General features: G+C 47.0%; 10 protein-coding genes. 6 read left to right on the plus strand and 4 right to left on the minus strand.

All coding sequences use genetic code 11. The features are described from left to right. The first annotated feature begins 84 nt into the window (after positions 1 to 84). The gene (locus tag DWZ03_RS06770) at positions 85 to 378 is read left to right on the plus strand and encodes a YtxH domain-containing protein (protein WP_117748911.1); all 294 of its coding nucleotides are present in this window, start codon (positions 85 to 87) and stop codon (positions 376 to 378) included. A gap of 169 nt (positions 379 to 547) precedes the next feature. Here the strand turns inward: DWZ03_RS06770 and DWZ03_RS06775 are convergent, their stop codons facing one another. After that, positions 548 to 898, minus strand: a complete 351-nt coding sequence (locus DWZ03_RS06775; RefSeq protein WP_009038044.1) for a winged helix-turn-helix transcriptional regulator — start codon at positions 896 to 898, stop codon at positions 548 to 550. 213 nt (positions 899 to 1,111) lie between these two features. Between DWZ03_RS06775 and ung the strand changes: the two genes are divergently transcribed. Then, positions 1,112 to 1,774 (plus strand): uracil-DNA glycosylase, encoded by a 663-nt coding sequence (ung, locus tag DWZ03_RS06780; protein ID WP_044467915.1) that lies wholly within the window; start codon positions 1,112 to 1,114, stop codon positions 1,772 to 1,774. Between the two features lie 4 nt (positions 1,775 to 1,778). Here the strand turns inward: ung and DWZ03_RS06785 are convergent, their stop codons facing one another. Then, a complete protein-coding gene (locus DWZ03_RS06785) occupies positions 1,779 to 2,486 on the minus strand; it encodes a TIGR02757 family protein (RefSeq protein WP_117748910.1) in 708 nt (235 codons plus the stop codon). 193 nt (positions 2,487 to 2,679) lie between these two features. Between DWZ03_RS06785 and DWZ03_RS06795 the strand changes: the two genes are divergently transcribed. Beyond that, positions 2,680 to 3,537: a GyrI-like domain-containing protein gene (locus tag DWZ03_RS06795; protein WP_005832999.1), complete on the plus strand. Its 858-nt coding sequence runs from the start codon at positions 2,680 to 2,682 to the stop codon at positions 3,535 to 3,537. Between the two features lie 342 nt (positions 3,538 to 3,879). Beyond that, positions 3,880 to 4,776, plus strand: coding sequence for a DMT family transporter (locus DWZ03_RS06800; RefSeq protein WP_120129343.1), 897 nt, complete (start codon positions 3,880 to 3,882; stop codon positions 4,774 to 4,776). A 6-nt stretch (positions 4,777 to 4,782) separates the two neighbouring features. Here the strand turns inward: DWZ03_RS06800 and DWZ03_RS06805 are convergent, their stop codons facing one another. Beyond that, on the minus strand, positions 4,783 to 5,799 hold the full coding sequence (locus DWZ03_RS06805; protein WP_117748908.1) for an N-acetylmuramoyl-L-alanine amidase: 1,017 nt from the start codon (positions 5,797 to 5,799) through the stop codon (positions 4,783 to 4,785). A 137-nt stretch (positions 5,800 to 5,936) separates the two neighbouring features. On the opposite strand from DWZ03_RS06805, the gene DWZ03_RS06810 reads away from it, so the two are divergent. Then, positions 5,937 to 7,217: an O-acetylhomoserine aminocarboxypropyltransferase/cysteine synthase family protein gene (locus tag DWZ03_RS06810; protein WP_005826957.1), complete on the plus strand. Its 1,281-nt coding sequence runs from the start codon at positions 5,937 to 5,939 to the stop codon at positions 7,215 to 7,217. Between the two features lie 64 nt (positions 7,218 to 7,281). On the opposite strand, the gene DWZ03_RS06815 is transcribed toward DWZ03_RS06810, so the two are convergent. Further along, the gene (locus DWZ03_RS06815; protein WP_120129346.1) at positions 7,282 to 9,786 is read right to left on the minus strand and encodes a family 20 glycosylhydrolase; all 2,505 of its coding nucleotides are present in this window, start codon (positions 9,784 to 9,786) and stop codon (positions 7,282 to 7,284) included. Between the two features lie 175 nt (positions 9,787 to 9,961). On the opposite strand from DWZ03_RS06815, the gene DWZ03_RS06820 reads away from it, so the two are divergent. Beyond that, positions 9,962 to 12,250, plus strand: coding sequence for an NADP-dependent malic enzyme (locus tag DWZ03_RS06820; RefSeq protein WP_120129349.1), 2,289 nt, complete (start codon positions 9,962 to 9,964; stop codon positions 12,248 to 12,250). The last annotated feature ends 219 nt before the right edge of the window (positions 12,251 to 12,469 follow it).

A 12,469-nucleotide genomic window follows, 5' to 3' on the forward strand; every position in this document is an offset into this window, starting at 1 on the left:
TCCCGCCGGATGAACCAATCTTTGGCAAGTATGTTGTCTCATCAGAATTGATTCTAACTTTAACTATTAAAAACTGACTTGATTATGAAATGTAAAGATTCTAATTTCTGGATCGGACTGGGAATAGGTTCGGTTGCCGGTGCATTGGCCTACCACTTCTCCCGTACGGAGAAAGCTAAAAAGCTGGAAGATGCCATATGCCGTGCCATCCACAAAGCAAATGGCGAAGCCAAGGAGTTCATCAACACTGCTGAAGAAGAAGCATTGCACGTTGGCACCAAAGTAGCAGACAAGATGGCCCATGAGGCCCATGAGGCTGCAGAGAAAGTTGACAATCTGAAAAACAAGGTTCACAATTTTGCCGATGCTAAGAAATAAAACAAGCACTTGGAAACTTCTGAAGGGGTGTGTCAAAATTCACCACAGATTACACGGATTAACACAGAATGAGCTTAATCTACTGATAATCAAAGATGCTTATCTGTGCAAATCTGTGTAATCTGTGGTGAATACCAGTTTCGACACACCCTCTTTGCATATCGACCCATCAGTTCTGCAGACTGCGCCGATTCAAAATATCATTCATATGCTCCAATGCCCATCCTACCAAAGATTCAATATGCGGCATCAGGCTACATCCGGTTTCTGTAAGGTTATACTCCACACGGGGAGGAACTTCCGCATAGACTTTCCTAACAATCAGCCCGTCCGTCTCCAATGAGCGCAATGTAACCGTCAGCATCCGCTGGGAAATATCCCCTATGGTTTTCTGTATATCGCAAAAACGCATCGTTCCATTCGCTTTCAGTGTGACCAGCACAAGCATTGTCCATTTGTCTCCCAACCTGCTCAGTACATCCCGTACCGGACAAGCATCCATACGATGAAAATTTTCCATTCCTTTATTTTACCAATCAGTTCAACCTCAGCAATGGCGACTCTATGCTTAGTGTCCGGCATTGCACCACAAAAGTAATAAACTTACTCAAAATAACTATCGTTTCATACGATAATTAAAACATTCTTTATACTCGTAAATGCATCTGCCTCATCCGGATTATTTGTATTTTTGCAACATCGTTTCCTATTCATATGTAACTGCAAGACTCTTATGAACGTAAAAATAGAAGAAAGCTGGAGAAAACGCCTACAAGAGGAGTTTGACAAACCTTATTTTGAGAAGCTGGTAGCATTTGTAAAAAGTGAGTATGGACATGCCAACGTGCTACCTCCCGGCCATCAGATTTTCCACGTCTTCAACTCTTGCCCGTTCGAGAAAGTGAAAGTCGTCATACTCGGACAAGACCCTTATCCTAATCCCGGTCAGTATTATGGAGTCTGCTTTTCCGTACCGAAAGGAGTAGCCATTCCCGGTTCTCTGGCAAACATATTCAAGGAAATACATCAGGACTTGGGAAAGCCCATTCCGACTTCCGGAAATCTGGACCGTTGGGTAGCGCAAGGCGTGTTTCCTATGAATTCCGTCCTCACAGTACGTGCCCACGAAACCGGCTCGCACCGGAACATGGGATGGGAAACCTTCACAGACGCTGTTATCAAGAAACTGAGTGATGAACGGGAGAATCTTGTATTCATGCTTTGGGGAGCGTACGCCAAAGAGAAAGCCGCTTTAATCAATAGCAGCAGACACTTGATTCTGACTACCGTCCATCCGTCCCCACGTTCTGCCGAATACGGATTCTTCGGTTGCAGGCACTTCAGTAAAGCCAACGATTTCTTACGGAGCAGAGGGATACAAGAAATTGACTGGTAACACGCTACAATACTCCGCTGACTCCGCTTCCAAACAAAGCAAAGTCCCCCAGGCACGGGTCGTCCGGAAAGGCCTCTGCCAGAGCTTCAGTAATCCGGCGGGCATTCTTCAAAGAAAATGTTTCTGTCTCGGTGAGTCCCAAAGCATAGGCCACACGGCAGACATGCGTGTCCAAAGGCACAATCAGGTCCCTGCAATCAAATCTCTCCCAAATACCAAAATCCACTTCCGGACCTTTCCTTATCATCCAGCGCAAAAACATGTTCAGTTTCTTTTGGGGACTCTTTGCCGAGACTTCCAAAAACGCACATAACCTTTCCATCGGATTACCGGCATACGTACATAAGGCATCCTCCAGACTGTCAAAAGCAGAATAGGCAGCATGCAAACGCCTGAAATAGGAATGAAAGTCAGCATAAGAAAGCATCCGGTAAAAACTGCTTCTGTCCGCAGCAGGAAAGTCATTCTTCCATCGGCAGGACAATACGTATTGATGAGGCGATACCCCCATCAACCTATGCAACTCATCAGCCTTTTTCAATATCTGCTTACGGTTGCCGAAACTCATGATAGCAGTCAGCAGCCCACTGATTTCAATATCCTGCCTCCGTTCATAGCGATGTGGAAACTGTACGGGGTCGTTCTGAATGAAGCCGGCGCAATGATAGGCCGCCGCCCACTCCCAAAGTTGTCTTTTAATCTCCTCGGTCATCTGCAAGCATTTGTTTTTTCATCTGAAATGCAAAGATATTGCAAATCGAATGCAAAACTTTCATGCTTGCACGAAAAAGTTGTGCCGGGATATAGTTTATCTTATTTAAAGATATTGCATTTATAGCAACATCGGACAAGTAACCTATTTCTTTTCCTCCTATTTTTGCAACATGAAAAAGCCCAATAGAACCATGCAACAGAAAAAGACAACCCAGGAGGAATACCAAAAGTGCGTGAACGCAGTAGTGGATTATATAAATCTGCACCTCGGAGAAGAAATTGACCTGAAATCTTTGGCCAGGATTTCCCATTTCTCTCCCTTCTACTTCCACCGCATCATGAAAGCTTTTCTGGGTGAACCCGTCGGTACGTTCATTGTCCGGACGCGTACCGAAGCCGCTGCCCGGTTGCTTCGTTACTCGGACATGCCGATAGCGGACATAGCCTACCGTATAGGCTACTCTTCGCCCTCGTCACTGTCAAAAGTATTCAAGCAGTTCTATGGCATTTCACCATTAGAGTATCGTAACAATAAAAACTTTGTAATTATGAAACCAGCCATTATTCGTCCGGAACTGGAACTGAAACACGAAATCAAAGAAGTTCCTGCCCGAAATGTAATTTACCTCCGCCTCTTTGGCGACTATAAACTGAACGACTATTGCAGCGCATGGATGCGCCTTTGCCAGTTCATCCAGGAAGAAAAACTGCCTATGGGAGAAGTGATGCCCTACTGTATCTATCACGATGACCCCAAAGTGACACCCGCTGAAAAGCTGCGTACCGATGTATGTATGGTCCTACCCTCATTTGCAACGGCCAAAGGAGACATAGGATTTAAACAGCTCGCGGCAGGCCGCTATGCCATATTCCTATACAAAGGTCCATACGAACATCTGCAGGCCGTATACGATACCATCTACGGGAAGTATATCCCCGAAATGGAATGTAGCTTACGGGATGAGTCCAGTGCGGAACGTTACCTAAACAACCCCGCAGATACGGCGCCGGAGGAACTGTTGACAGAGATTTATATTCCGGTAGAGTAGGCAAACTGTTCTGCCGGAGCTATCAGACTTTCTCCCCGGAAGAGTTTAGGAGCCGGACAGCGAACAAGTATTCGTTCCTCCATGGAGTAAAAATCGTTCCACCATGGTGGAACGATTTTTACTCCGCGGTGGAATGATTTTTACCTCATGATGGAACGAATAAATATTAGGCAAGCCGGTCGATACTATATTAGATACCCATATCTATACTGTATTGTAAAAAAGGGACACTCCCTTGTCTGTATGCTTGTTTTTATTCATTAATTTTGCACGACGCAATGCGAATCAAGCAATTGACGCAAACAGATAATTTTAAAATCTCCATTAAAATCAAGATAAAAAATGCAAAATGTCTCCATAAAAGGGTTTATATATGCGGCTCTCTCCTCTGCCACCTTCGGGCTGGCTCCTTTCTTCACCATTTCATTACTCCTTGCGGGCTTCTCCTCTTTCGAAGTATTGGCCTACCGATGGGGAATAGCTTCACTTACCTTGGTCGTTTTCGGCATTATGCTGGGCGAGACATTCCGCATCAACAGGAAAGACTGGGGAACGGTGTTCATCCTCAGCCTGCTCCGGGCAGCTACCTCCTTCAGTCTGGTCATCGCCTATCAGAACATAGCCAGCGGAGTGGCATCCACCATTCATTTCATGTATCCGCTGGCCGTGGCACTGGCCATGATGGGCTTTTTCGGAGAAAAGAGGTCATTCGCCATTCTGTTTGCCGTGTTGGTGTCACTAAGCGGAGCTGGACTTTTGTCATCCGGCAAAATAGACTTTGAAGGAGGAAACACGACCATCGGGCTGATTGCTGCCGGCCTGTCCGTATTCTTTTATGGAGGATATATCGTAGGAGTAAGGAAGAGCCGTGCCGTGCAGATTCCCTCCACTGCATTGACATGCTACGTAATGGGGTTGGGAGCCTTGTTCTTTATTATAGGAGGATGTCTGACCGGAGGCATCCGGCTGGCCAATGACACCCATACATGGCTGAATATTCTCGGACTGGCACTGCCGGCAACAGCTATATCCAACATCACCCTGGTAAAAGCCATTAAATACATAGGGCCTACACTGACTTCCATTTTCGGGGCCTTGGAACCTCTGACAGCCGTAGTTATCGGTTGCCTGATATTCAATGAAAGCTTCACACCGGCCAGCGCCGTCGGCATGGCGCTGATAATAACGGCCGTTACAGTCGTGGTGGTACACGAAAAGAAAAAGGAGAGCCAGAGTTGATTGTCCTTATTTCGCCTTTTTATAATCCGTGATGAAACCCTCCATCATCCACTTGGCCAAAGCCTGGCGGTTCGAACTGATTACAAAACGGCGCTGGTCAAAAGTGTTCTGGATATTTCCCAATTCCACGAATACGGAAGCGGGAGAAGTATTGGCTAACACATAAAGATTGCGTGCGCTGACAGTTCCGGTAAACCCACGGTTGGGCTGGTGCTTGTCATATTTCGATTCGAAAGTTTTCTTCATGGTCTTAGCCAGACGCTTGCTGTCGAGCTTGCTTTTAGAGTGGTAAAAGAACACATCGGTCTGATGGCTCTTACTGCGACTGTCCACATGAAGAAAAATGGCACGGCAATATTTATAGTTCTTGCGGTCCTTCTTGTAAAACTCATTGATTTTGGCGCAACGTTGCCGGAGACGTGCCACTTGGTTCAAGGGTATGGGAGCTCCCATGCACGTCTCACGTTTGCTGTTGGAAAGGTACTTGTCATCACGGATTCCGTCTTTAGCATCCTGGATAATGATACGGACTTCCGCCCCCTCTTGCATCAAGTTACGGGCAAGGCGCAAAGCCACATCATACGCATACTCATCTTCATGCAGTTCTATTTTGCCGATTCTGCCGATAGCTCCGGGGTCGGGGCCTCCATGCCCGCTCACTACATAAAAACAAGCGCCCTGCAAACGGTTGGATGTCACTTTTACACTGGCAAGCGCTTTCCCGAACAAAGGTTCATTGATTGTCTTCTTCCCATTGCCGACCGGCTTTGATAATGGGGGCAGTACATACTTCACTCCCAGCCGCAATTCCTCCTTCCCTTTAAGAAGTTTCTTGTTCAGCTCCAAAAACTCCTTATAATAGGCTCTCCCCGGGCGCTTGTTACGTTCCAGGAAAACAGAGATTCCTTCTCCACGTCTCGGACTATCCCGCTCTTCCTGAGCCGAAGCATTAAAAACAAACAAAGTACAAAAGAGGATGGTCAGTAAACAAAATATGCGTTTCATATTCCAATTATTCATCATTTATTCGGTTCGCTACAAATTTCCAGCCGCTAATTTATAGCATTTTACCATACTTAAGCACAAAATTATAATTTTTTCCCTACTTTTGCGACAACTTACGCGATAATAGATAAGAAACTTTTAAAACAGATAACATTATGGCAAAGCAATTCAAGCCGGAGACGCTGTGCGTACAAGCCGGATGGACTCCTAAAAAGGGCGAGCCCCGTGTACTCCCCATCTATCAAAGTACAACTTTCAAATATGATACCAGCGAACAGATGGCACGCTTGTTTGACCTTGAAGACAGCGGCTATTTCTATACCCGCCTGCAGAACCCTACGAACGATGCAGTAGCCGCCAAGATTGCCGCCCTCGAAGGTGGTGTGGCCGCTATGCTGACATCCAGCGGACAAGCAGCCAACTTCTATGCCATTTTCAATATCTGCCAGGCAGGAGACCATTTTGTTTGCTCCTCTACCATCTATGGCGGAACATTCAACCTCTTCGGAGTAACTTTGAAGAAATTGGGCATCGACGTCACTTTCGTCAACCCGGATGCCAGCGAGGAAGAAATTTCCGCTGCTTTCCGCCCCAATACCAAGGCCCTATTCGGCGAAACCATCTCCAACCCTACGCTCGAAGTGCTCGATATAGAGAAGTTTGCCCGCATTGCCCACAGCCACGGCGTGCCCTTGATTGTGGACAACACCTTCCCTACCCCCATCAACTGCCGTCCGTTTGAGTGGGGTGCCGACATCGTAGTACACTCTACCACCAAATACATGGACGGACATGCCACCAGCGTAGGTGGAGCCATTGTAGACAGCGGTAACTTCGATTGGGATGCACACGCCGACAAATTCCCCGGACTGTGCACCCCGGACGAGTCTTACCACGGACTGACTTATACGAAAGCCTTCGGCAAAATGGCTTACATCACCAAGGCTACAGCCCAACTGATGCGCGACCTGGGCAGCATCCAGTCTCCACAAAACGCATTCCTGCTGAACCTGGGTCTGGAAACACTGCACCTACGTATGCCCCAACATTGCAAGAATGCACAAGCGGTAGCCGAGTATCTTGCCCAGAACGACAAAGTGGCTTGGGTGAATTATTGTGGTCTGCCGGGCGACAAATACTACGAGCAGGCACAGAAGTACATGCCGAACGGCTCTTGCGGCGTTGTCACCTTCGGCTTGAAGGGCGGACGGGAAGAGTCTATCAAGTTTATGGATTCACTGAAACTGGCGGCCATTGTGACTCATGTGGCCGATGCACGTACTTGCGTGCTACACCCAGCCAGCCATACACACCGCCAGTTGACAGACGAGCAACTGATGGAGGCAGGTGTACGCCCCGACCTGATTCGCTTCTCGGTAGGTATAGAGAATGCAGAGGATATTATTGCGGATATAGAACAAGCGCTGAACGCCTAAAGGAATAAACAAAAGGGAGTGCATTTTCGGACAATGCACTCCCTTTTCATTTCAATATTCTCTATTACTCAACATTCAATATAATCGTCAAACTTTCCTTGCCTTGGTAGAAGGTCTTTGCTTTCACTACCAGGGAACCACACTTCACCGGTTCTTTCCATAAGGTTGACTGGGCAGTAGGTTCCGAACCATCAGTTGTGTAACGTACTTCAGCACCATCAATGGCCACATTAGCATACAGATTTCCATCTTTTACCAATAATCCCGGCTGAGGCAAGCGGAAGTTAATCCCATTCTTTGCCCAATAAGGCATTTCACTCTTGCTGATTTTCTCATAATAAAGTGCCAAAGCCTGATTGAAAGCCTGCTCCTCCCGTATATCGGATAAATTTTCCCATACCGGATGGGCATTCCAGCCACGTTCTGCCAGCCCTAATATTTTTGGGAAAAGAAGATATTCCACGCCATCAAAACTACGGATAGTTTCGGCGAACAATTGCCCTTGTACACCCATAATATGCTTCTTGCCTATCTCTGTCAAAGCAGTCTTCCCCTTTTCCGCATTATTCAAATCAATGGGATTGCCTGCCATATCCACACGCAGCGAACGATAAATGCTGAAAGGAAGCATAGAGAAAGAGACAGACTCATCCACATAACCTCCCCAATCGAGTCCACGCTCGTCCGGATGACCATTGTAAGCCATATCCATATAGAAATTGCCCACGTTGCAAAGGATGACCGGGTAACCGTTATTGGCTGTCTGATAAACCACTTCATCAGAGCCCGGTACAGTATTCCAGCAATACACACCGGCAGCCTGGCCCCTCAACTGTTGATGAGCCTCTTCGGTATGCCCCAAAGCAACTTCCTGCCAACCACTGAATTTCAGTCCGTTCTTCTGCATCACATCCGCCATTTGCGTAATGAAATACTCTGACAAATCATGAGCTTTCGTCATGCCTTTTTCCTTCATCAGTTCCTGGCATTTCGGAGAGCCCATCCACACGCCGCGAGGCACTTCGTCACCACCCAAATGCACTGTGTACAGTGAAAGACCGGCTTCCTGATACATCGCATTAAGTTCCTGAATCACCTTCTCCATAAAACGGTAAGTAGAAGGCAAGGCGACATTCATCACATTGTCCGTATAATATTGTACAGAAACATAACGTGAAGTATCTTCCGGTTCACTCAACATATATTCTGTAGCTTTCCCCGGATCAGTTTCAAAATATTTGTTATAGCGTGCCTTCATGGAGACAATGGCAGCGCGGGCATGCCCCGGAGATTCTATTTCCGGAACAATGCGGACATGTCTTTCGGCAGCATACTTCAGCAAATCAATAAATTCCTCGCGGCTATAATATCCATTGCCTACAGTCTTTGCATCAGGGTCATAGCCACCGTCATAACATGGGTAGAGGCACTGGCTTTCGTCAGTGGTATGCCCGCGACGGCTACCCACAGCAGTCAGTTCCTCCAAACCGGGAATCTCCAAACGCCAGGCTTCATCATCACAAAAATGGAAATGCAGGACATTCAATTTATAAGATGCAAAAATATCCACCAGTTTCTTCAAGTTCTCCGGAGCGGTGAAATTACGGGCAATATCTATCATTTGTCCACGATATGCCAAGTCCGGATAATCCCGGATGGAGACTGCCTCCAGCAAATAAGGTGTCTGCTTGTCCTTCAACATTGACAAAAGTGTCTGTGTACCATTAAAAATGCCATGAGGAGTGGCAGCACTGATTTTTATCAGGTTGTCACCTATATTGATAGTATAATATTCATCATTTACGGCCTCCTTCCTATCAAGCAGTTCTTCCAGCACAATCTTCACGGAAGCATTTCCGACAACTTCCAAACCATACAAACCAGTCAGTTTCTCTTTCAGCAACTTGGCTTCACCGGCAAAGTTCTCCGGAAATGCCAAAGCTACCTTACCTTCCAATACGACATTATCGCCTTCAATGGCTACCACTTTCTTTACAGACGGAAGAATGTCTGACTGCACCAAAGCAGGAGCACCAGCCAAGCGAAGATTGGATTCATAAATCTTAGTCGCATCCGGATAGCCGCTCATTGACTCGGGAGAAGGAAGCGGCAGCGCCTTCAAAGCCACGGGCAACGGACTGCCCTCTTTACCATCCACAGTCTCCACCCAATAAGTTCCTTCCGGTACATGGGAGTTCCGGTCCAGCTTGTAAGTGCAAAGGAAAGTGATCCGCATGGAATCACCGGGAGCCAGCGGAGCAAATTCGTCTGTCGGATACATTTTGAAAAAATTACCGTTCACTACCTCTACCTTCACTTCAGAGGCTCCTTCCTGCTTCACCCCTCGGGGAAGCTGTGAATAGTAAATCGTCCAGTTCTTTTTTAGAGGTTTTTGAGAGATATTCTTGAGAATAAAGGTATTCTCATAATATCCGGGTTCGATGTCACTTGCACCCATTTCCCAGGTCAGAGCAACCGGTGCCTTAGGTTCATTACTCGTTTTACATCCAGCAAATAGTGCCATTACACAAAATAATAATCCTGCCAGAGGAAGTTTCAAAATTCTCATGCAACTCATGTGTTAAGTTAATAAATGGGGGTAATCTCTAAAATCTGATGCCAAAAATAAGCATTTTAAGCTAATTAACTGATAAAAGTAATAGATTTTATTGACAGCGAGCTACAATTTAGAACTTTTATACCTACATTTGCAGCCAAATTATAACCAATTTAACTATTCTACCATGGCTAAAATAACCAAAGAAGCAGCCTTGCTCTACCATTCGCAAGGCAAACCGGGTAAGATTGAAGTAGTACCCACCAAGCCTTACAGTACACAAACCGATCTTTCTCTCGCCTACTCTCCGGGCGTTGCAGAACCGTGCCTCGAAATTGAGAAAAACCCGCAAGATGCATATAAATATACAGCAAAAGGCAATCTGGTAGCTGTCATCTCCAACGGAACCGCCGTGCTCGGCCTGGGCGATATCGGTGCCCTCAGCGGCAAACCCGTCATGGAGGGTAAAGGTCTGTTGTTCAAAATTTATGCCGGTATCGACGTATTCGACATCGAAGTAAATGAAAAAGACCCCGACAAGTTCATCGAAGCTGTCAAGGCTATTGCCCCAACATTCGGAGGTATCAACTTGGAAGACATCAAAGCACCCGAATGTTTCGAAATAGAACGCCGCCTGAAAGAAGAATTGGACATCCCCGTGATGCACGACGACCAGCACGGCACCGCCATCATCTCCAGCGCAGGATTGCTGAACGCCCTGGAAGTGGCAGGCAAGAAGATAGAGGAAGTGAAAATCGTCGTAAACGGTGCCGGGGCTTCCGCCACCTCATGTACCAAACTGTATGAAGCGCTCGGCGCACGCCGTGAAAATATCCTAATGCTGGACAGTAAGGGAGTCATCACCAGCGACCGCGAGAATCTGACCGAGCAGAAACGTTACTTTGCCACCGACCGTCGCGATGTACATACTCTGGCAGAAGCCATCAAAGGCGCCGATGTATTCCTTGGACTGTCAAAAGGTAATGTGTTGACCCAGGACATGGTTCGCAGCATGGCAGACCATCCCATCGTGTTTGCCCTTGCCAACCCTACTCCGGAAATCTCTTACGAAGACGCCATGGCGGCACGTCCGGACGTACTGATGTCCACCGGTCGTTCCGACTATCCTAACCAGATTAATAATGTAATCGGTTTCCCCTACATCTTCCGCGGCGCCCTCGACACGCAGGCAAAAGCCATCAACGAAGCCATGAAAATTGCTGCCGTGCACGCCATTGCCAACCTTGCCAAGCAGCCCGTGCCCGATGTGGTGAACGAGGCATACCACGTAAACAACTTCACCTTCGGTCCCGAATACTTCATCCCGAAACCGGTTGACCCGCGCCTCATCACCGAAGTGTCCTGCGCTGTGGCCAAAGCCGCCATGGAAAGCGGTGTAGCCCGCAAAGACATCGAAGACTGGGATGCCTACCGCCTGCAACTGCGCGAGCTGATGGGTTACGAAAGCAAACTGACCCGCCAACTCTACGACACCGCCCGCCGCAACCCGCAACGTGTGGTATTTGCCGAAGGCATCCACCCCAATATGCTGAAAGCTGCTGTGGAAGCCAAGGCTGAAGGTATCTGTCATCCTATTATATTGGGCAACGACGAAGCTATCGAGAAGCTGGCAAAAGAACTAGACCTTAGCCTTGAAGGTATTGAGATAGTAAATCTGCGTCATCCGGATGAAGCGCCGCGCCGTGAACGCTATGCCCGCATTCTATCTGAAAAACGTGCCCGCGAAGGAGCCACTTACGAAGAAGCCAACGACAAAATGTTCGAACGTAACTACTTCGGTATGATGATGGTGGAGACGGGTGAAGCAGACGCTTTCATCACAGGTCTTTACACCAAATACAGCAATACCATCAAGGTTGCCAAGGAAGTCATCGGTATCCGTCCGGAATACAAGCATTTCGGTACCATGCATATCCTGAACTCCAAAAAAGGTACATACTTCCTGGCCGATACGCTGATTAACCGTCATCCCAATGCCGAAACGCTAATCGATATTGCCAAGCTGTCGGAATATACCGTCCGCTTCTTCAATCATACACCGGTAATGGCCATGTTGAGTTACTCCAACTTCGGTGCGGATAAGGAAGGTAGCCCGGTAAGTGTACACGAAGCAGTGGATTATATGCAACAAAACTATCCTGACCTTGCCATTGACGGAGAAATGCAGGTGAATTTCGCCATGAACCGCGAAATGCGTGATGCCAAGTACCCGTTTACACGCCTGAAAGGAAAAGACGTAAACACACTGATTTTCCCGAACTTGAGTTCTGCAAACTCTGCTTACAAACTGTTGCAGGCCATGGATACAGATGCCGAACTGATTGGTCCTATCCAAATGGGATTGAACAAGCCTATCCACTTTACCGATTTTGAAAGCTCTGTGCGCGATATCGTTAACATCACTGCAGTAGCAGTTATCGATGCTATCGTAGACAAAAAGAAGGCAGTCAAATGAGACGACCGTTATCAAAATTCCAAATAGTTTGCATTGTGCTGCTTTGGGCAGCACTTTGCTACATTGTTTTGATATCTGTCGAACGAATTGACGGTCCAATCATCCTAACGCTTGCCATTTCGGCGGCTTTAGTATTTATTCCCGTCATAAAGTCTCTAAAAAGAGGATAAATAATATCTTTTTATTCCATTTTGCGGTATAAAACAATAAAATTGTTGT

The organism is Bacteroides sp. AF29-11, assembly GCF_003602895.1.
Classification (GTDB): Bacteria; Bacteroidota; Bacteroidia; order Bacteroidales; family Bacteroidaceae; genus Bacteroides; species Bacteroides uniformis.

Coding starts and splice junctions, on each gene's coding strand:
- DWZ03_RS06800 (WP_120129343.1), top strand. CDS start 3,880: ATGCAAAATGTCTCCATAAAAGGGTTTATATATGCGGCTCTCTCCTCT.
- DWZ03_RS06820 (WP_120129349.1), top strand. CDS start 9,962: ATGGCTAAAATAACCAAAGAAGCAGCCTTGCTCTACCATTCGCAAGGC.
- ung (WP_044467915.1), top strand. CDS start 1,112: ATGAACGTAAAAATAGAAGAAAGCTGGAGAAAACGCCTACAAGAGGAG.
- DWZ03_RS06785 (WP_117748910.1), bottom strand. CDS start 2,486: ATGACCGAGGAGATTAAAAGACAACTTTGGGAGTGGGCGGCGGCCTAT.
- DWZ03_RS06775 (WP_009038044.1), bottom strand. CDS start 898: ATGGAAAATTTTCATCGTATGGATGCTTGTCCGGTACGGGATGTACTG.
- DWZ03_RS06810 (WP_005826957.1), top strand. CDS start 5,937: ATGGCAAAGCAATTCAAGCCGGAGACGCTGTGCGTACAAGCCGGATGG.
- DWZ03_RS06815 (WP_120129346.1), bottom strand. CDS start 9,786: ATGAGAATTTTGAAACTTCCTCTGGCAGGATTATTATTTTGTGTAATG.
- DWZ03_RS06795 (WP_005832999.1), top strand. CDS start 2,680: ATGCAACAGAAAAAGACAACCCAGGAGGAATACCAAAAGTGCGTGAAC.
- DWZ03_RS06805 (WP_117748908.1), bottom strand. CDS start 5,799: ATGATGAATAATTGGAATATGAAACGCATATTTTGTTTACTGACCATC.
- DWZ03_RS06770 (WP_117748911.1), top strand. CDS start 85: ATGAAATGTAAAGATTCTAATTTCTGGATCGGACTGGGAATAGGTTCG.